The 18,079-nt window shown below is 70.2% G+C and carries 17 protein-coding genes; 10 read left to right on the plus strand and 7 right to left on the minus strand.

Going from position 1 to position 18,079, the window contains the following annotated elements; genetic code table 11:
• The first annotated feature begins 167 nt into the window (after nt 1-167).
• Complete coding sequence (locus tag ACTHNQ_RS09080; protein ID WP_440333000.1) at nt 168-1,124, plus strand: glycosyltransferase family 2 protein; 957 nt, start codon at nt 168-170, stop codon at nt 1,122-1,124.
• Nucleotides 1,121-1,972 carry a hypothetical protein gene (locus ACTHNQ_RS09085; RefSeq protein ID WP_440333002.1) on the plus strand — a complete coding sequence of 284 codons (852 nt, stop codon included), beginning with the start codon at nt 1,121-1,123 and terminating at the stop codon, nt 1,970-1,972. The genes ACTHNQ_RS09080 and ACTHNQ_RS09085 overlap by 4 nt, the downstream gene beginning before the upstream one ends.
• Nucleotides 1,973-1,974: 2 nt before the next feature.
• On the opposite strand, the gene ACTHNQ_RS09090 is transcribed toward ACTHNQ_RS09085, so the two are convergent.
• Nucleotides 1,975-3,786: an ABC transporter ATP-binding protein gene (locus tag ACTHNQ_RS09090; RefSeq protein ID WP_440333004.1), complete on the minus strand. Its 1,812-nt coding sequence runs from the start codon at nt 3,784-3,786 to the stop codon at nt 1,975-1,977.
• A 293-nt stretch (nt 3,787-4,079) separates the two neighbouring features.
• Between ACTHNQ_RS09090 and ACTHNQ_RS09095 the strand changes: the two genes are divergently transcribed.
• Nucleotides 4,080-4,703: a hypothetical protein gene (locus ACTHNQ_RS09095; RefSeq protein ID WP_440333006.1), complete on the plus strand. Its 624-nt coding sequence runs from the start codon at nt 4,080-4,082 to the stop codon at nt 4,701-4,703.
• 100 nt (nt 4,704-4,803) lie between these two features.
• Nucleotides 4,804-5,949, plus strand: a complete 1,146-nt coding sequence (locus ACTHNQ_RS09100) for a glycosyltransferase family 4 protein (RefSeq protein ID WP_440333007.1) — start codon at nt 4,804-4,806, stop codon at nt 5,947-5,949.
• Between the two features lie 24 nt (nt 5,950-5,973).
• Here ACTHNQ_RS09100 and ACTHNQ_RS09105 read toward each other — a convergent pair whose 3' ends face one another.
• Genes ACTHNQ_RS09105 through ACTHNQ_RS09115 form a run of 3 tightly spaced genes read right to left on the minus strand, consistent with a single transcriptional unit; the run spans nt 5,974 to nt 9,331 of the window.
• The gene (locus ACTHNQ_RS09105) at nt 5,974-7,089 is read right to left on the minus strand and encodes a glycosyltransferase (protein ID WP_440333009.1); all 1,116 of its coding nucleotides are present in this window, start codon (nt 7,087-7,089) and stop codon (nt 5,974-5,976) included.
• Nucleotides 7,086-8,192: a glycosyltransferase family 4 protein gene (locus tag ACTHNQ_RS09110; RefSeq protein WP_440333011.1), complete on the minus strand. Its 1,107-nt coding sequence runs from the start codon at nt 8,190-8,192 to the stop codon at nt 7,086-7,088. Before ACTHNQ_RS09110 ends, ACTHNQ_RS09105 begins: the two co-directional genes overlap by 4 nt.
• Nucleotides 8,189-9,331 carry a glycosyltransferase family 4 protein gene (locus ACTHNQ_RS09115; protein ID WP_440333013.1) on the minus strand — a complete coding sequence of 381 codons (1,143 nt, stop codon included), beginning with the start codon at nt 9,329-9,331 and terminating at the stop codon, nt 8,189-8,191. The genes ACTHNQ_RS09110 and ACTHNQ_RS09115 overlap by 4 nt, the downstream gene beginning before the upstream one ends.
• 91 nt (nt 9,332-9,422) lie before the next feature.
• Here ACTHNQ_RS09115 and ACTHNQ_RS09120 point away from each other — a divergent pair, with 91 nt between their 5' ends.
• Nucleotides 9,423-10,604 (plus strand): hypothetical protein, encoded by a 1,182-nt coding sequence (locus tag ACTHNQ_RS09120; protein ID WP_440333015.1) that lies wholly within the window; start codon nt 9,423-9,425, stop codon nt 10,602-10,604.
• Here ACTHNQ_RS09120 and ACTHNQ_RS09125 read toward each other — a convergent pair.
• The gene (locus tag ACTHNQ_RS09125; protein ID WP_440333029.1) at nt 10,597-12,564 is read right to left on the minus strand and encodes a glycosyltransferase; all 1,968 of its coding nucleotides are present in this window, start codon (nt 12,562-12,564) and stop codon (nt 10,597-10,599) included. The genes ACTHNQ_RS09120 and ACTHNQ_RS09125 overlap by 8 nt on opposite strands.
• 83 nt (nt 12,565-12,647) lie before the next feature.
• Between ACTHNQ_RS09125 and ACTHNQ_RS09130 the strand changes: the two genes are divergently transcribed.
• From ACTHNQ_RS09130 to ACTHNQ_RS09145, 4 genes are all read left to right on the plus strand, one after another.
• Complete coding sequence (locus tag ACTHNQ_RS09130) at nt 12,648-13,340, plus strand: arsenate reductase/protein-tyrosine-phosphatase family protein (protein ID WP_440333016.1); 693 nt, start codon at nt 12,648-12,650, stop codon at nt 13,338-13,340.
• 2 nt (nt 13,341-13,342) lie between these two features.
• On the plus strand, nt 13,343-14,548 hold the full coding sequence (locus tag ACTHNQ_RS09135; RefSeq protein WP_440333018.1) for a glycosyltransferase: 1,206 nt from the start codon (nt 13,343-13,345) through the stop codon (nt 14,546-14,548).
• A gap of 9 nt (nt 14,549-14,557) precedes the next feature.
• Nucleotides 14,558-15,574 carry a MauE/DoxX family redox-associated membrane protein gene (locus ACTHNQ_RS09140; RefSeq protein ID WP_440333020.1) on the plus strand — a complete coding sequence of 339 codons (1,017 nt, stop codon included), beginning with the start codon at nt 14,558-14,560 and terminating at the stop codon, nt 15,572-15,574.
• A gap of 93 nt (nt 15,575-15,667) precedes the next feature.
• On the plus strand, nt 15,668-16,447 hold the full coding sequence (locus tag ACTHNQ_RS09145) for a hypothetical protein (protein WP_440333022.1): 780 nt from the start codon (nt 15,668-15,670) through the stop codon (nt 16,445-16,447).
• A gap of 43 nt (nt 16,448-16,490) precedes the next feature.
• Here the strand turns inward: ACTHNQ_RS09145 and ACTHNQ_RS09150 are convergent, their stop codons facing one another.
• Together ACTHNQ_RS09150 and ACTHNQ_RS09155 are read right to left on the minus strand one after the other, a co-directional pair.
• Entirely contained in the window at nt 16,491-16,721 is a 231-nt protein-coding gene (locus ACTHNQ_RS09150) for a helix-turn-helix domain-containing protein (protein WP_440333023.1), read from the minus strand.
• Nucleotides 16,718-17,341 (minus strand): hypothetical protein, encoded by a 624-nt coding sequence (locus tag ACTHNQ_RS09155; RefSeq protein ID WP_440333025.1) that lies wholly within the window; start codon nt 17,339-17,341, stop codon nt 16,718-16,720. Before ACTHNQ_RS09155 ends, ACTHNQ_RS09150 begins: the two co-directional genes overlap by 4 nt.
• 201 nt (nt 17,342-17,542) lie before the next feature.
• Here ACTHNQ_RS09155 and ACTHNQ_RS09160 point away from each other — a divergent pair.
• Nucleotides 17,543-18,079: Clp protease N-terminal domain-containing protein (locus tag ACTHNQ_RS09160; protein ID WP_440333027.1), on the plus strand; the 537-nt coding region annotated here is incomplete at its 3' end.

Genomic DNA, 18,079 nt, shown 5'->3' on the forward strand with positions numbered 1-18,079 from the left:
CGGGGCATCCGTCGCGATGGTGGCGATGCTCAGGCGTCGTGGCGATGCGATGCTGTGCCTCCGGAAGTTCGGTGGACACGACGATGCGCATCCGAGCACGAATCTAGTTGAATGGGTGCTCGGCGGCGATCGGGCCACCGTGGATGAGCCGTTGGGGATGACGCGGGATGACAGACGTGCGAGCGGTGGTCGTGGTCGCGACTTACCGGCGGCCTGAGCATGTGCGCACGTGCCTGGAGCATCTCACCGCCCAGACCGTAGCGCCGGCCCGGACGATCGTCGTCGATGCGTCTCCGGACGACCTCACCCGCCGCGTCGTGGCCGATTTCGAAGGGGTCGAATACCGTCGCAACGATCACGGCGCCGGCACCCTCGCCACCTCGCGGGCGATCGGCATCGAGGGCGTGGACGCCGACGTCGTCGCCTACATCGACGACGACGCGTATGCCTCTCCGGAGTGGCTCCAAGAGCTGCTGCGACCGTACGACGACCCGACGATCGGCGCGGTCGGTGGGCGCGCGCTCAACGGGCAGCCGAACGAAGCCGCCGAGGGCGTCGGTCAGATCGGTCTGCTGCTGCCCGACGGGCGGCTCACCGGGTACTTCGCCGCCGACCCCGGGCGCGTCGTTGACACCGATCACATGCTGGGCGCCAACATGTCGTACCGCTTGGATGCTGCGCGAAGAGTGGGTGGGGTGCACGACTTCTATCCCGGAACATGCCTGCGTGAAGACGCCGACATGCCGCTGCGGCTCCGCCGTGCCGGCTGGCGGGTGGTGTTCGCGCCACGGGCGGTCGTGCGGCATGTCGCCGGCCAGTACGCCAAGGGTGCGCGGTTCGATTCCCGCTACCGCTACTACGGCGCTCGCAATCACGTGGTGCTGCTCGCGACGACTCTCGGCCACCGGGACCCCACTTTCCGCCGGTACCTTGCGACCGCGATGCGCATGGCAGGACGTGATGTGAGAGCGGGTGCCGTCGCCGCGGTCAAGCGGCGCGGTTGGCGGGCCAAGCTCGCGGGCGGGGGTGGCGGCATCCGACGCGCCGCCATCGGCGTCGGTGGGACCGCCGCCGGCCTGGTCGCGAGCGTCCGGGCGATCAGAACCCAGGCGCGCTCGTCGTGAAGATCCACGCCTATGTGCTCGCCGGTGACCCGGCGTGGATCGAGCAGAGCATCGGCTCGTTCTACGGCATGGTGGATCGCATCGTCGTCTCGTTCGACGCCGACGGGCTCTCGTGGTCGGGGCACGCGCTGTCGACCGAGGAGTCCATCGCGCGCATCGCCGCCGTCGATCCCGACGGCAAGGTGGTGCTCCGCCCCGGCCGTTTTAGCAATCCCGACCTGATGGCCATGTGGGCTGAGACAGCGCAGCGGCAGGACGCGTTGGATGCTGCGTCCGAAGGTGCGGACTGGGTGCTGCAGCTCGACACCGACGAGGTGGTGACCGACCCGGGTGCGTTCCGGACCGCCATCGACTCCGCTGAGTCGCACGCGGCTTCGGCGCTGGAGTACCCGGCGCGGGTGCTCTACGCCCGTGCGCGATCCGGGCGATTCCTGGAGATCAGCCGACGGTTCTGGACGACGCAGTCGAGCTACCCGGGCCCCGTGGCGGTTCGGGCTGGGACCAGACTCAGCCATGCTCGGCAGGCGGCAGGCGTGCCCACCTTCCGCGTGGATGTCTCGGCATGGAACACGGACCCGGCCCGGCCCGCGACGACGCCGGTGCACGCCGTCATCCCGCGTCAACAGGCGCTTCTGCATCTGAGCTGGGTGCGCACCGAGGCGCAGATGGCCGAGAAGCGCGCCGTCTCGGGCCACGCGGCGGGTCGCGATTGGGATCGGGAGCTGGATCGCTGGCGGCGGAGGATGCGGCATCCCTTCGTCGCGGCTGCGGGGGCGCCGCTGTCCCGCAGGCCCTTCGAGCGCTTCCGTGTGACGTCGCTGCCGCGGTTCGCGCGGCTCGCTCCGTAGCGTCAGTTCAGTTCGCCGAGAGCGACCAGGCGTGCGAACTCGGCGTTGGTGTCGCGGACCTCGGTGAAGGAGCCGGTCGCCTCGATGCGTCCGTCCTTCAGGAACACGAGCGTGTCGGCGCCGCGGACGGTCGAGAGCCGGTGGGCGACGATGAGGATCGTCATGCTGCCCTGCAGGCCTCGCAGGGTCTCGGCGATCTCGTACTCCGTCGCATTGTCGAGGGCCGAGGTGGCCTCGTCGAGCACCAGCACGCGCGGACGCCGGTAGAGCGCCCTGGCGAGCCCGAGGCGCTGACGCTGACCTCCCGAGAGTCTCACGCCACGCTCCCCGACGACGGTGTCGAGTCCTTCCGGCAGGCTCTCGATGAGTTCGCCGAGCTGAGCCATGCGGATCACCTCGGCGATCCGCTGCTCGTCGATGCTCCCGGACGCCACTCCGAAGGCGATGTTCGAGCGCAGCGTGTCATTGATCAGGAAGACGTCCTGCGGCACGACGCCGAGCCCGTCGTACCAGGCGGCGCGGTCGAGGAAGATCGAGCGCCCTCCGCATTCGATCGTGCCCGAGGTCGGATCCTGAAGGGCGAGGACGAGGTCGAGCAAAGTGCTCTTGCCCGCACCGCTCGAGCCGACGAAGGCGGTCGTGGCTTTCTCGCGGATGGTCAGCGACAGGTCCGTCAGCACGTCCGTGGTCGCGTCGGCGTAGCGGAACGAGAGGTCGCGCAGCTCGATGTCGCCGCGATAGCGCGTGTCGTCCAACGGTGTCTCGATGTGCGAGCCGCGCTCGTCCAGTTCGGCGGTCGAACTCAGTACGATCTCGAGCCCGACCTGGCCGGTGCGGATCGTGGCGAGGTTCGAGCTCACGCGGTTGAGTGTGGGCAGAGCACGCAGGGCCGCGGCACCGAAGACGCCGAGCACGGTGAGCGCGTTGCTGGGTGAGCCGGTGGCGAACAGCACCAGCGAGATGCCGCCGATCATGACGACGAATCCGATCTCGAGGACATATCGAGGGGCCTCGCCGAGCATCCCCATCGTGCGGCTCGCGTCCGCGCCGCGGAGCCGGGCCTGGTAGAAGCCTTCGACGAAGCGCTCCGAGCTCGAGGTCAGACGCGCCTCGCGGAAGCCGTCGAGCCCGGGCATGAGGAACTGCCACGCCTCGAGAGCGGACTCGCTCGTCACCTCGCCGAGCTGAGACTGGCGTCTGCGGAACGCCCGCTGCAAGCCGACGACGAATCCACCGAAGATGACGACGGTCAGAACGGTCACGACCGGCGCCGTGTACGCCAGGACCGCGGTGATCGCCACGAGCATCATGAGGTCGGTGGTCATGCTGATCGTCGCCAGCAGCACGCCGGTCGCCTGTGCCGTGCTCGTGGAGATGTTGCGGTAGACCTCGCTGAGCCGTCGCGTGCGGTGATCGGCGTACGGGGCGAGCACGTAGCGTCGGAACATCCCGCGTGCCAGGGTGGCCGACACCCGCGTCGTCCGGCCGAGCAGCCACCACCGGAACATCAGCGCGGCGACGCTCTTGCCGATGAACAGGATGGCCACCGCCCCGGCGACCAGCGGGATGAGCTGCTGCGGCGTCGACATGCCCGTCGTCTCGGAGATCCAGCCGAGGAATCCCGTATCGGCGTCGGCGCCGGCGATGAGCTGCGTGAGCGGGATCATCGCGGCGACGCCCAGGCTGTCGAGCCCGGCCAGGACGAGCGAGGCGCCGACAGTGGATGCCGCCCAACCTCCGGGACGCGCCTCCGCGAGCAGCAGCAGAGAGCGCAGCTGCCTCACCAGCCGGGGAGATTGCTCAGGGGCTGTCATGGCGACCTTTCGCCTGCGCGCTCGGATGGGCAGGCCCCCGCATCCTATCCGGGCTCACTGAACCCCCGGTCAGGGCGATGCCCGAAGCTGGATGACGTTCGTGTGACGAACTTGTTAGGGGGTGTGCGCGGGGTGTGGGAATGCGATAGCATCCACCCATCGCCTTCCGCGCGCGCTTGGGGCTTCTTGGCCGTGAGGAGTGCGATGCCTGACGCTGGGGAAGTTGGGACCTCAGTCGAATCAGCTGACTACGCCTGACTGGGCGATCACCAGCTCTGGGAGGGACTGGGACGATGGAAGAACTCGAACCGCAGAAGTCCGGCATCAGCCGCCGGACCGTGACCAAGGCCATGGCGTGGGCGGTTCCCGCGATCGCCATCGCCGCTCCGGCGCCGGCTTTCGCCGTTTCCGGCGAGCCGCCGACCGTGCTGATCGGCAACCCCTGCAAGCTCCCCGGCAACAGCGCGTCGGGTTGCTCGGACGTCTTCGCGGGTTGTCCTGGCCTTGACCCGGACAAGGCGTACGCGTTCCCGATCCGCATCTACCCCGGTGATGACCAGACGATCTACGTCACGAACGTCGTGATCAATGTCACGAGCTCGTCAGAGGCGCTGGCGTTCGGCATCGCATGTTCCCCGGACTACTGCCAGCCGATCACGCCCGGCCCCGGCGGCTACATCGACCTCCTCGTCTACGCGAATTCGACGAACAGCAACAGCAACATCACGGCGACCCTGACCGCGACCGTGACGTGGGGCCACTCCGTCGACACCACGGGCGGCACCTGCACGCTGACCGACCACGACCACGCTCCGGTCGTCACTGCTCCCGTGACTGTCAACAAGTTCCTGCCCTGCTCGTCGAAGTCTCCGTTCCCGCAGGGCTCGCCGACCTGCGACCCGCCCTTCTACCAGTAAGGCGAAGCGGCGTCGCACGCACCCCAGAAGCGCCGGGACTCGTTCCCGGCGCTTCTGCGCGTAAGGGATCGACTCATTCGCGCTCGCGTAGCATGGGCCCGTGTCGGGACGCCGCATGATCCATGTGATCACCCCTGGTGATCACTTCTCGCCACTGACCGGCTCCGCCATCCCGACGGTGGTCCACGGTCTTGCCACGGCGGCCGAGCAGGCGGGTGAGCCGCGCGCAGCGGTCGTCGTCGACCGGTCGACCTGGCAGCCGCGGTACGACAGCGCCGACGTGATCGAATACGCGGGTGCACGCGGACCGCGCAGGAGGGCGCGCTACGTCGACGCCCTGCGCGGGCGGCTCGGCCTGACCCGCAGTGCCGTCGCGGCGTACTATCGACCCATCGCCGATGCGGTGCGGGCGCAGCCGCCGTCGATCGTCGTCGCGCACAACGCCCCGATCCTGCCGTGGCTGCTGCGCGATTCTCCTCATCAGGTGGTGCTCTACGCCCACAACGATCTGCTCCGCACCTACTCCCGTAGGGAGGCAGGACGGATGCTGCAGTCGGCAGCCGCCATCGTCTGCGTGAGCGAGTCGCTCGCCGAGCAGACCCGCGCGCGCCTCCCCGGACCGCTGAGCCCACGCGTCCACGTCGTCGGCAATGGCGTCGACGCGACGCAGTTCTCGCCCGACCCTGACCGGTCGCCCAGCCGCTTGCGCGTGATGTTCATGGGACGCGTGATCCCCGACAAGGGCGCCGACGTGCTCGTGCGCGCGATCGCGCAGCTCAGCGGCGCCGACCTCGAGCTGCTGATCGTGGGAAGGCCGGGCTTCGCCGTCGACGCGCCGCTCACCGACCACGAGCGACAGCTGCGCACGCTCGCCGCGCAGAGCGGAGCCGACGTGCGTTTCCGGACTTTCGTGCCGCGGCCTGAGCTACCGGCGCTGTTGCGCACTGCCGACGTCTTCGTCGTACCGTCCCGCTGGCCCGACCCGTCCCCGCTGACCGTGGGTGAAGCCTTGGCGACCGGCCTTCCTGTGGTCGCCAGCCGCATCGGGGGTATCCCCGAAGCGGTCGGCGATGCCGGCATCCTCGTGCCGCCGGACGACCCTGCGGCTCTCGCAGAGGCTCTGCGAGGGCTGATCAACGACCCCGAGTCACGCTCAGCTCTCGCCGCGAAAGCCCGTGCCCGCGCCGAGCAGCGCGACTGGTCATGGTCGTGGCGACAGCTGCGCGCGGTCCTCGCCCGGGTGTGACGGCGCACGGGGCGTCGGGCCCGATCACGGTCGTCGCATCCGGTCGATGACGGCCCGCATGGCGGCGGCCCGGTCGTCCCAATCCGGCGCTGGGGCATCCGTGCCTTCCGGAAAGCGGCTCTTGGCGGGGAGCATCGACGCGACGGTGCCGGGAAATTCGGATGCTGATGCCACCAGGACGCGGGGGTCGGTGGTGTCTCTGAATCCCGCGACGGCTGTGGAGACCACCGGCCGCCCGACCGCCGCGTACTCGTAGAGCTTGATGGGGTCGAGGCTGTCCGTGAACGGCGTCACAACGTGTGGGACCAGGAGGACGTCGGCGTGCTGCAGGTAGCCGATGACCTCATCGCGTGGCCGGGCTCCGAGCAGGCTCACGCCGGCCGCCTCCAGCCGCTCCGTGTCATCCGCGTGCAGGGCGTTCGGGCCGACGAGTACGACGCTGCCCCGACCCACCACCGCGCGGGCGGTGGCCACGCACAGATCGACATCCAGCCGGTCGCGGTGAAGAGTTCCCATATAGACGGCCGCAGCGGCGGGGAGGTCGGCAGGACGGGGTCGCGCTCTCCGGTAGGAGACGACATCGACGGCGTTCGGAATGAGATCGATCGTCCCCCGCAGCGGGGCCTTACGCCGCACCAGCTCTGCCGAGCAGGCGACGACGGCACGTGCGTTCGCGAGCAGCCACTCCTCCCCGCGCCGGAGCCGTTCCCGTTCACGAACCGGACGGTCGGCGGTGAGCCAGTCGTCTGTAAGGTCGTACAGGGTCGGCCAGCCCGTGGACCGGGCGAGGTCGGCCGCACGCGGGTCGTTGATCCACAGCAGCGGTCGGTGCAGATTCACCCTCTCGACGGCGCGTCGCACTGCCAGGGCGAGCCGTTCGTCAGCGCGCGGATCGAGTCGCCGCGGCAGTGGCTTCAGCGAACGGAACCGCAGAAGGCGGCCGCCGAACCCGGCTGGCGCCGGTCCATGTGCGCCGGCGGGGCGGCGCCGCGTGGCCAGGTCGTGGAGCGGATCGGCCGGCGGCTCGACGAACAGCACGCGGAGTTCCGGGTCGTCCTCCAGCAGCCGAGCGACGAGATGCTGATTGCGCCGCCACACCTGGTCCCACGCCTCGAGCGACACCACCACGAGATCGGTCATCGCGCACCCCGGTCCGTGAGAGCGTCGGGGGCTCCTGGAGGGCCCATACGACGATCCCGGTTCTCGCGCGCTGCGATGGCTCTGCGGTAGACGGTCTCTGTGCCGGCGAGCTGGGACGAGATCGAGAATGCCGTGCGCTGCCGGCGGCGTCCTGCGGCGCCGAGCGCGAGGCGGCCCTCGTCATCATGCGCCAGTGCGCGGAGCGACCTTGCGGCGGCGCTGATGTCGTCCGCCGCGAAGAGGGCGCGCGGATCGAGGCCGGCGAGGACCTCGGAGTGCCCTCCTGCGTCGGCCGCGAGCACGGGCAGCCCCGTCGACATGGCCTCCAGGAGTGACAGCCCGAGCCCCTCTACGGGGCACGGCGCGAGGAAGAGACCCGCGTGACGATAGAGCTCCAGCACGTCGTCACGGAAGCCGAGCAGCTCCACCGCGTGGGCGATGCCGAACGACCGGGCATCGGCTTCCAGCAGAAGCTGTTCGGGCCCCGAGCCGGCGATCTGCAGCCGCCAGCCGTCCTCCGCGAGCCCGGACGCCGCGAAGGCCGCGAGCCCGGCGCGGGTGCGCTTCTCCGGTTGCAGGCGCTGTGCCATGAGGACGGTGCGAGTCCTCGCGGCGGGATCGGGCGCCGCAGCGTCCTCGACGCCGGAATGTACGACGGTGCTGGGGATGCCGATCGAGCGGGCGACCGCGTCGCTGATCGCGATCTCGGCGTCGATGCGTCGCTCGATGACCGGATATATCCGACGCGGCCACCTGCTGCCCCGGCGGCGCGTGAAGTGTCTCGTGGCGACCAGGGCTGCGGAGAGCCCCAGAAGTGCAGTAGCGGCAGCAGAGTCGGCCGCCGTCATATGGGTGGCGACCACGTCGGCTCGCCGCGCGGCGCGCCGGATCAGCAGAATGTCATGGACCGCACCCCGTGACGCCGCGAACCCGACACCCGCCGCCCGCAGGGCGGGCGCCATGTGCTCAGGGTCGCCGCCGACGACGGCGACGCGATGGCCGGCGGCGGCCTGCGCGGTTGCGAGACGCAGGACGAACCGCTCGACGCCCGCGAAGCTGCGGGTTCGCACGACGTGGACGATCCGCAGTGGCCGGTCGGTCATGCGAGTCGCTCCGCATCCCGTTCGGCGCGCACCGTCTCCAGCAGCTCGATGTACTGCATCGCGACCGAGCGCCATCCGAACCGCTCGGCAGTGCTGCGGGCCGCGACGGCGAACGTTCCCGGCTCCGCGGCCGCCGCCTGTTCGAGACGCCTCGCGATATCCACAGGATCACGGTCGACGAGCCAGCCATTTCGGCCGTCCTCGATGACCGCGGGTGCGATCCCGACGCGGGTCGCGATGACGGGCAGGCCGCTCGCGAGCGCCTCGAGGAAGACGAGTCCGCTCGACTCGTACGAGCTCGGCAGCACGAACATGTCCGCCGCTGCGAGGTACGTCGAGAGGTCGGACTGCTGCCCGAGCAGCAGCACCCGGTCGGCGACGCCCAGTCGCTCGGCCTCGCGTTGCGCGCGCGCCACCATGGAGCGGGTTCCGCCGACGACCAGCAGCAGCACGGTGGTCGCATGAACGAGCGCCCTCATCGCGAGGGGCAGGCCCTTCCGCTCGAACTCGTGGCCCACGAAGAGGGCGACACGATGCTCGGAGTCCAGTCTCAGCCGTTCGCGAGCCGTTCGGCGTTCCGCGATCGTCGGTGGCCGGAAGCGTTCCAGGTCGACGCCGTTCGGGATCACCACCACGGGCGGTCGCACCGCGCCGAACGTTCGCCTGAGCGCAGCGACCTCTCCGTCGGTCAGGCACACCACGCGCCGGTGCACGTTCGAACGCAGTCGTGCGCGGTCGCGCACGAAGGTGAACACGCGGGTGGGGTCACGCAGGAAGCCACCAAGACTCGCGCCGTGCGCATGCATGGCCGCGAGCAGGACCCCGTGATTCACATACACGTCGCCCGCGACGACCTTGCCATGGCAGAGGGAGACGGCATCCGGTCGTTCCGCGAGGAAGGCGCGCGCACGTCGGGTGCCCGCGGTGCTGAACCACACGGTGCGCCACGACTGGAGTGCTCGCGCACTCCAGCGCCCTCGCGCCCGAAACGGTTCACGCCGGCCCGCGCGGGCGGTGGTGAACGTGAAGCTCTCCACCTGGTGGCCCAGCGCACGGAACTCCCGGTCGAGGTTGTATGCCACGCCGGGGACGCCCGCGCCCGGCCCGATGAAGGGGGCTAGTTGGACGATCCGGGCCACGCTTCACTGTATCGGCGGCCTCCCGAATGAGCGATGCCCTCCGGTGTCGTCGCCGCGTAGTCTGAGCGGTGTTGGGCTTCAAGGGGGCAGCGTGACGGACACCGTCGATCAGGGGCACATCGTCCCGGACGAGAGTCAGGCGGGCAGGGGAATCCGCTCGGCGAGCATCGAAGGGCGCGGGGCGCCGTTCGCGCTGTGGTTCCGTGAGCTCGATGGACGTGGGCTCGACCCGCGGCTGGCCGACGTGTACCTCGTCGCCTCGCTGCTGTTCTGGATGACGGGCGGCGGAGCTGTGCACGTCCACGGGGCGGTCAGCCGCGCGCTACTGAGCAACCTGGACGAATGGCAAGCCGCCCTGCATTCGTGGCTCCCGGACCGCTATCTCCCGGTCGCGATCACCGCCGACGAGGTGGTCGACATCGTTCCGCTGCCGTCGGCGCCGGCTATCAGCGCCTATTCCGGAGGAATGGATGCCACCTTCACCGCCATCCGGCATGCCCGCCGCCTGGCCGGGTGGCGAACAGAAGAGCTGCGGGCCCTGTTGATGGTGCACGGCTTCGACATCAGCCTCGGACGAGAAGCGGAGTTCCTCGGCGCGCGGGAGCGTGCGCGTCGCAGCGCCGCTGAGCTCGGGCTGGAGTTGCGCGGCGTCGCGACCAACTTCCGCGACCTCGACCAGAAATGGGAGCTCGCGCACGGCCTGGGTCTTGCGGCCGTGCTCCAGCTCTTCTCGCCTGAGTTCGGCGTCGGCCTCATCGCCAGCGGAGCGTCGTACCCCAGACTCGCCATGCCGTGGGGATCCAACCCCATCACGGACCCGCTCCTGTCGTCGGGGACGATGCGGATCATCCACGACGGCGCCGCGATGTCCCGCACCGAGAAGGCGCGGATCGTCGCGACCGAGCCCCTACTCCTCGGCCAGCTCCGGGTGTGCTGGCAGGGCGAGGAGCTGTCGCACAACTGCGGTCGCTGCGAAAAATGCACCCGCACCTACTGGGCGCTCCACATCGCGGGCGCACGCGATCCGGCATGTTTCGACGGTCCGTCCACGGTCCGTCCCGTCGACGTGCGGATGTCGGCGGCGACGATGCAGGTCTGGAAGGCGATGCTCCCGCACGCCGTGCATGGCGGCGATGACGAGGCGGTCCGGTACATCTCGGCAGTGCTGCGGTACCAGCGGGTGCGGGCGGCGCTGCGTCGCGTCGCGCCATTGCGCGGGATCGCTGTGCAATGGCGCCGTCGTCCCGGACTCGGGCGGCGGCTGTTCAGCTGACCGACGTCGCGTCGAGCTGCGCCTCGACCTGGACGGGGCCGCGACGGTAGATCGCTGCTCGCCGGAGGGCGACGGTGCGGCGGTCGTCGCGGAGCAGCACCGAGCGCGCAAGCGCCCCCAACCATGCGGCAGCGCGCACGGACCGCCATCCTCTGGCACCGAAGTGCTTGCGGTAGTACCGCTCCTGTGAGGCGAAGAAGTGAGCCTCTCGTCGACGGGGATCGGTGCTCGTGCCGCCGCTCGCATGCAGAGCGCGCACGCTGGGCACCTCCCGGTGACGCCACCCGAGGAGGTGTGCGCGATATGCCCAATCGGTCTCCTCGGCATACAAGAAGAACCGCTCGTCGAATCCGCCCACCTGGTCCAGCGCTTCCGCACGCAGCAGCAGCACCGACCCGATGACGTAGGTCGCGCCGCGCTGCAGGCGCCCCAGGCCGACTGCCTCCAGCCATGCTTTGCGCGGACTGGGGAAGGGCCATTCGACGCGAGCGCGATGACCGCGTCCGTCGGACTGCGCGGGCCCGACCGAGGCGAGGCCCGGATCGCCGGCGAGGGCTTCATGCAGCGCAGTGCAGGCGTCCGCCGTGATGACGGCATCAGGGTTGAGCAGGAGCACGTCGGCCCCCGGCACCAGGCGGTCGTCGAGGGCGACGTTCACCCCTGCGGCGAACCCCCCGTTGCGCCCAGGGTCGAGGTAGCGCACACCGAGCTCCTTGCACAGAGCGGCGATCTCGGGCAGCGAGGAGTTGTCGACGACGGTCACGGGCAGCTCGCGCACGGGCTCGAGGGCTCGGCGCAGGAGCGTCGGCGCGCCGTAAGCCACGACAACGATCTCGAGGGGTCGCCGGCGCAGGTCGCTGCCCTTCGGCGCGACGCGGCGGCTGGTCACGCTCTGGTACAGGCGGGCGTAGTCGCGTGCGACGGCATCCCACGAGCATTCTGCCGCCCGGGAGAAGCCGGCCTCACGAAGCTCGGTGCGGCGCGTGGTGGCGGCTTCGACGACAGCGGTCGCGAGCGCAGCGGCGTCTCCCGCGGGCACGACGAGCCCCGCCCCGCCGACGACGTCGGGGAGTGCCCCCGCGTCGCTCGAGACGACAGGCACGCCCGAGGCCATCGCCTCGACGGCGACCCGGCCGAACTGCTCGGTCCACCCCGCTCGCGGAATCGACGGCACGGCCAGCACATCCAGGGTGCTGTAGAAGGCCGGGACGTCCTCGGGGTCCAGGGGCCCCAGCATCTCGACGCGCTCCGCCAGCCCCCGGGTCGCAATGGCGACCTCGAAATCGCGCTGCGCCGGTCCGGCGCCGGCGATGCGCAGCCGGAGCCGCGGCTCGATCGCCGCCGCGCGCAGAAGCACCTCCACCCCCTTCTCGGCGACGAGACGGCCGAGGAATCCCACGACGACGTCGTCCTTCGACGGGGGGACTTCCGGCGTGGGGGCGTAGCGATCGAGGTCGACGCCCAGCGGGATCACGCGCGCGCGACCGGCGAACCCCTTGCGCTCGGCGATGCGCGCGGCGGCGCTGTTGCACGCCGAGACGCCACTCGCGCGGCGCAACGCATGACGCTCGAGCCAGCGGAAGGGCGGTGGGTAGCGCTTGTCGAGGTTCTGCGCCGTGTACAGCACGACCGGTGCCCGATTGCGACGCAGCCACCGCAACAGCAGGACCTCGGCGGTCGCGAGGGCGAACGGCTCCTCGTGCAGGTCGATCACGTCGTACTTCTCGCCCAGTGCACGCCAGAGCGGACGCGGGTCGTAGAGGAAGAGAGCCGGATGCCGCCCCCACGTGTCGACCGGGGTCGCCTGGTCGTCACCACCCGCCCTGGCGGCGAAGTCCGTCTCGGCTCCACCGGCATGCCACCGACGGGCGCTCATCAGCTTGACGTCGATTCCCAGAGCGCGCAGGGCCCGTTCGCGCCCGCGCCATTCGGCGACTGCGGCACTGTGCGAGACTCGCATGACGCGCACGGATGGCCTCCTAGTATGCTTGCCCAGCAACCCTATTGCCGGTTCAGCCGGCTGAGGGATAGGGAGGTGCGTGGTTGGCTGACGACTTCGTCGTGTTGACGATCTGCGCGGGCAACCTCCATCGCTCCGCGCTCGCAGACGCGCTCCTCACGCTGTGGTCCAAGTGGTACCTGCCTCCAGAGCTCGCTGGCCGCGTGCGGACGCACAGCGCCGGGCTGGTGGCTCCGGTCGGAGAGCCGATGAGCGCTCGCGTGCAGATGATCGCCGCGGCGCTCGGCGCTGACGGATCATCGCATGCCGCCCGCCGTCTGACGGACGCCGACCTCCGTGAAGCGGACCTGGTGCTCACTGCTTCACGGCGGCTGCTCGACACCGTCCTGCAGCGCGAGCCCGCCGCCGTGCGACGCGCGTTCACCATCCGCGAGGCCGGTCGGATCGCGGAGTCGCTGGAGCCGGTGCGCGCGACGACCGTGCATGACCTGCGCACTGCGATCGATCGGATCGCCGATCGCAGATCGGTCGGCCACGACGACGACATCATCGACCCCGAGGGTCGAGGCGACGAGGCCTATGCCGCGCTCGTGAAGCAGGAGGTGCCGCCACTGGTTCACCTCGCCGAAGTGCTCTATGGGATGCCGAAGGGCGATGTGGAACGGTACCTCCACGTCGTCGAGACCGGGGAGGGGCTACCGGATCTCGTCGAGGGGGTTTCGGCCGGCGCAGGGTCGGCAGCCGAGCTGCCCCGCTCGGACGACAACCGTCGGTGAGCATGCCTGCCGACGACGCCGAGAGTGCTGCGGCCCGGGTGCTCCACCTCGACCACACCGCGGTCGCCGGGGGCGCGGAGCTGGCGCTCGCGCGCATGCTGTCCGCAGGTCCGCCGTGGAGGCCGTTCCTCCTCACGCCGCCGACGACGGGACCCGCGTTCGATCACCTCGACGGGGCGGTCGGACGCGCGGTCACCGGCATCCCGCAGCCCGCCGGGGTCTCATCCGGCCGACGCGGCGCGACGATCGCCGCAGCGGTGAGCCTCATCGTGCAGGCCGCCGCGACCCGCGTGCACCCCGCTTTTCGCACCGCCGACCTCGTCGACGCCAACAGTGCTCGGTCCGCCGCGTACGGGGCGCTCGCGGTCACCTTGTCGCGAAGGCCGTTCGTGGTGCATCTGCGCGACACCGTCGACCAGGCCGCACTCGGTGGCGTCGGCCACAGGATCATGAGCCGGCTCGTACTCCCTCGTGCAGACGGGGTCGTCGCCAACTCCCAGACGACCTTGCAGACGGCATTGCCGTATCTCCGAGAGCGAGCGGCCACGGCCGTCATCCCGAGCGCCTCCGGTCTGCGCGCGCCGTCGGCCGTCCCGGCGGCGCGAGAACCGGGACCGCTCCGCATCGGCATGCTGGCCCGCATCGATCCGTGGAAGGGCCAGGAGCTGCTCATCGAGGCGTTCGCGTCGGCATTCGTCGACGACACCGTCCTCGAGTTGGCAGGTTCCGCTCCGTTCGGGCACGACACGCACCGTGATGAACTTCGATTGCTGGCCGAGCGTCTCGGTATCGCCGACCGCCTCGTCATGCTCGGGCATGTGGAGGACATCGACGCGCTCCTCACGCGATGGGACATCGCTGTGCAGTGCTCCACTCGTGCGGAGCCGCTCGGGCAGAACGTGCTGCAGTACCTCTCTGCCGGCCGCGCCGTCATCGTCGCGGATGAGGGCGGACCGGTGGAGTGGGTGCAGCACCGCGTGAACGGACTGCGAGTCCCGCCCCGCGACGTCGGCGCGCTCGCTGCTGCGCTGCAGGCGCTGGCTGCAGACCCGGCCTTGCGCGAGCGTCTGGCCACGGGCGCCGCTGCCACGCCCGGGCTGCTCACCGACGCCGAGGTGGCGCGGGCACACGCGCGGTTCTACGCCGAGGTCCTGCACCGACACGCAACCCATGCGAAGCGCGGCCTCACTGCGTCCGCGCGCGAGTAGCATCAGCGTGTGATCGACGCGCTCACCGTCACCCTGCCTCTCATTCTCGCCGGGGTCCTGATCGCGAGCGCGGTCGCGAAACTCCGGACCCCCGACGATCTGGTCGGGTGGGGAGAACTCGGCGTCCCGAAGGTCTTCCGCAAGCAATGGCTGCTGCGGCTCCACCCGTGGGGTGAGATCGCCCTCGCCGTCGGCCTGGTGGTGCTCGGCGGCTGGCTCGGCCTGGCGGCCGCGATCGTCGCGGTCATCCTGATGGCCGGGTACCTGTGGCTGGTGGTCCGCGCGCACGGCGCCTCGGATGACGCGTCATGCGCGTGTTTCGGCAGTAAGCGTCGCATCACCCGCGTGACGATCATGCGGAACTCGTGGCTTCTGGCCCTCGCCGTGGCTTCCGCGGCCGTCATCTGGACGGCGCCCCTCCTGGGTGGGGTTCTGGCCGTGGCTGTCGCGGGTTGGTGGGGGACCGTGGTGGGGGCCGCCGCCGCAGCCCTCACGGCCGTGCTCGTCCTCTGGCCGGACGAACCGCAGACCGTCGCCGCCGGCGCCGCGCAGGCGGCAGAGTCTCCCGTGGGCGAGGCGGCCGTGGACGGCGACGGCGAGCTGGACTACATCCGCACGCGTACCCCCGCCGTCCCGCTCGTTCTGGCGGACGGTACGCGGGTGAACCTCCGTGACCTCACCCGATCGCGCCCGCTGCTGATGCTGGCGGTGTCGGCAAGCTGCGGGTCGTGCTCGATGGTCATCGAGAAGACCCCCGAGTTCCGCGAACTCCTGCCCGAGGTGGACGTCCGCCTGATGTTCACGCACGCGCACGACAGCGGCTGGCTGAGCGAGCTCACCGAACCGCAGTCCCTGCACGATGTCGATCATCTGGTGAGCAGCTCCATCGAGGACTGGAAGGTGCCGACCGCTGTACTGTTCGGCATCGACGGCCTGCTCGCGGGCGGCCCGGTCACGGGTGTCCGCGAGATCGACGCTTTCGTCGAGGACATTCATGAGAGTCTCCGCGGGGTTCGGCCGGCGTGAGAGGTCGATCTCGGAGATCGGCGGGCCGGCGTCCGGGGGCCTCTGCTGCCGCTGCAGCCTGTCGGTGAGACGTCGAGCCGTGACACTCTTACGGTGAGGGATGCCGACATCCGCGGCATCCGTGCCACTGAAAGGTCGTCGCCCATGAACCTCAGCACCCGTCTCGCCGCGGGCATCGGCTCGCTGATCGTCGTCACCGGCCTCCTGGCTGCGTGCGCCACGCCTGCCGGTTCCGGCGACACTCCCGGTCCGACGGCGACCGCAACCGATGACAGCGGGGGGCACGACGACGATGCGGTCGGCGCCGCATGGCTCGACAGCGGCCGCATGATCGGCATCGTCACCCAGGGCAGCTCGACGTGCATCCCTGTCGCCGAGGAGCCGACGTACGCCGACGGCGTGATGACGGTCAAGCTCGTGGACGCCGAAGGCGATACGGCCTGCACCGCGGATCATGTCTCGCGCGCCACGGTCGTCGCCGTACCGGAAGGCGTCGATCCGACGCAGGATCTCGAGATCCGCCTCACCGGCGTGTACACCGGTGACACCGACCTCGACGGCGTCCCGGGCCTTGCCGCCGGTGGCTCCACGGACTACCAGCCGAGCGCAGGGTGGGCAGACGACGGCCAGTTCGTGATCCTCACGTGGGGCTCGTCGACCTGCGTGCCGGTGATCTCGGACGTCGCCGCGACGAGCGCGACCGAGGTCACGGTCACGTTCGCGGACCCGCCGGCCGACCAGGCCTGCACGATGGACATGGCACCCCGCGCCACTGTCGCGCAGGTCACCGGCGAGTTCGACGACGACGTCGTCGCGATCCTGACGGGCGACCAGTACGACAACGTCCGGGTGCCGATCATCGGCGAGGACTGAGCCGTGGGATTCCGGATGCCGGGCGCCCGGCATCCGGAATCCCTCAGTCCGCGCGCACGAGCAGCTCGCCGATCTCGCAGTCCAGCGCCCGGCAGATCGCCGACAGTGTGGAGTAGCGGATCGCCCGGGCGCGGTCGTTCTTGAGGATCGACAGGTTCACGACCGACACGCCGACGAGCTCGGACAGCCGCGTGAGCGTCATGCCGCGCTGCACGAGCAGCTCGTCGAGCCGGCAGTGGACCCCCGAAGGTCCCTCGTCCTCGGCCGGGGTCATACGAGCAGTTCCGTCTCGCGATGCAGGCTCTCCATGCGACGCAGCAGATAGGCGAGGGCGATCACGCCCAGCCCGACGATCGGGATCGTGAGCCCCCACGAGGTCACGCCGAAGCCGACGAGCAGGATGCCGTCGACGGCCCCGTTGAGCTCGACGGCGGCCTGCATCGAGGCGAACCCGCTGAGGGCGGTCGCCAGCAGCGGACCGAGGACGAGGGCGAGACCCGCGGCCAGGCTGAAGCGGTAGACCGCTGCACGGAACGGTCGACCGCTCGCGGCCGCGAACACCAGCCATGCCAGCGCGAAGCCGACGATCAGCGCGGTGAGTCCCAGCACCAGGGCGGAGCCGGCGAACAGTGCGCGAGCACCGGCGCTGAGAGAATCCGTGGCCAGCGTCACCGATTCGACGGCCGCCGCCTCGACGCCCCGGCCGGGCTCGACCGGCACGGGCGCGTCGGCCAGGAGCGAGAGGTCGACGGAGGCGGCCCATGCGTAGTGCGCCGCCGCGATGGTCTGCCCGGCCGCGAGTGCGACAGCCATGGCGATCACGAGTCCGCCGATCACCCGCATGGTGACGCGGTCTGCGCGGGCGGGAGCCGTGCCCACGGCGAGGTCGCTCATCGGAGCCCTTCCATTCCATATCGATAAACGTTGGTATCGACAAACGATAAACCCCGCGGATGCCGCGGCGCAAGCGTTCCGTTGCGTTTCACGTGCGCTATGCCCACGGCGAACAACGCTCTTCCGTCCGGGCCCGCTGGCTACCCTCGTTGTAAGGCGCAGTGGGCTCACCGCCCGAGACGCCCCGGAGGAGTGAACGAGATGTTCGAGAGATTCACCGACCGTGCCCGTCGTGTGGTCGTCCTCGCCCAGGAAGAGGCGAAGATGCTCAACCACAACTACATCGGCACCGAGCACATCCTGCTCGGTCTCATCCACGAGGGCGAGGGCGTCGCCGCCAAGGCGCTCGAGAGCCTGGGCATCTCGCTCGACGCCGTGCGCGAGCAGGTGCAGGACATCATCGGCCAGGGCCAGCAGCAGCCGACCGGCCACATCCCCTTCACGCCGCGCGCCAAGAAGGTGCTCGAGCTCAGCCTCCGCGAGGCCCTGCAGCTCGGCCACAACTACATCGGCACCGAGCACATCCTGCTCGGCCTCATCCGCGAGGGCGAGGGCGTCGCCGCCCAGGTGCTCGTCAAGCTCGGCGCAGACCTCAACAAGGTGCGCCAGCAGGTCATCCAGCTGCTCTCGGGCTACCAGGGCAAGGAGCCCGCGGGTGTCGCCTCGGGCGCCGGCGAGCAGACCCAGGGGAGCACGCAGGGCGGCTCGCAGGTGCTCGACCAGTTCGGCCGCAATCTC

This window comes from Microbacterium sp., assembly GCF_051953575.1.
GTDB lineage: Bacteria > Actinomycetota > Actinomycetes > Actinomycetales > Microbacteriaceae > Microbacterium.

Bases quoted from the DNA above. Each gene is read 5' to 3' on its own strand.
- ACTHNQ_RS09080 (WP_440333000.1), top strand. From the start codon at position 168: ATGACAGACGTGCGAGCGGTGGTCGTGGTCGCGACTTACCGGCGGCCT.
- ACTHNQ_RS09090 (WP_440333004.1), bottom strand. From the start codon at position 3,786: ATGACAGCCCCTGAGCAATCTCCCCGGCTGGTGAGGCAGCTGCGCTCT.
- ACTHNQ_RS09095 (WP_440333006.1), top strand. From the start codon at position 4,080: ATGGAAGAACTCGAACCGCAGAAGTCCGGCATCAGCCGCCGGACCGTG.
- ACTHNQ_RS09105 (WP_440333009.1), bottom strand. From the start codon at position 7,089: ATGACCGATCTCGTGGTGGTGTCGCTCGAGGCGTGGGACCAGGTGTGG.
- ACTHNQ_RS09110 (WP_440333011.1), bottom strand. From the start codon at position 8,192: ATGACCGACCGGCCACTGCGGATCGTCCACGTCGTGCGAACCCGCAGC.
- ACTHNQ_RS09125 (WP_440333029.1), bottom strand. From the start codon at position 12,564: ATGCGAGTCTCGCACAGTGCCGCAGTCGCCGAATGGCGCGGGCGCGAA.
- ACTHNQ_RS09135 (WP_440333018.1), top strand. From the start codon at position 13,343: ATGCCTGCCGACGACGCCGAGAGTGCTGCGGCCCGGGTGCTCCACCTC.
- ACTHNQ_RS09150 (WP_440333023.1), bottom strand. From the start codon at position 16,721: ATGACCCCGGCCGAGGACGAGGGACCTTCGGGGGTCCACTGCCGGCTC.
- ACTHNQ_RS09155 (WP_440333025.1), bottom strand. From the start codon at position 17,341: ATGAGCGACCTCGCCGTGGGCACGGCTCCCGCCCGCGCAGACCGCGTC.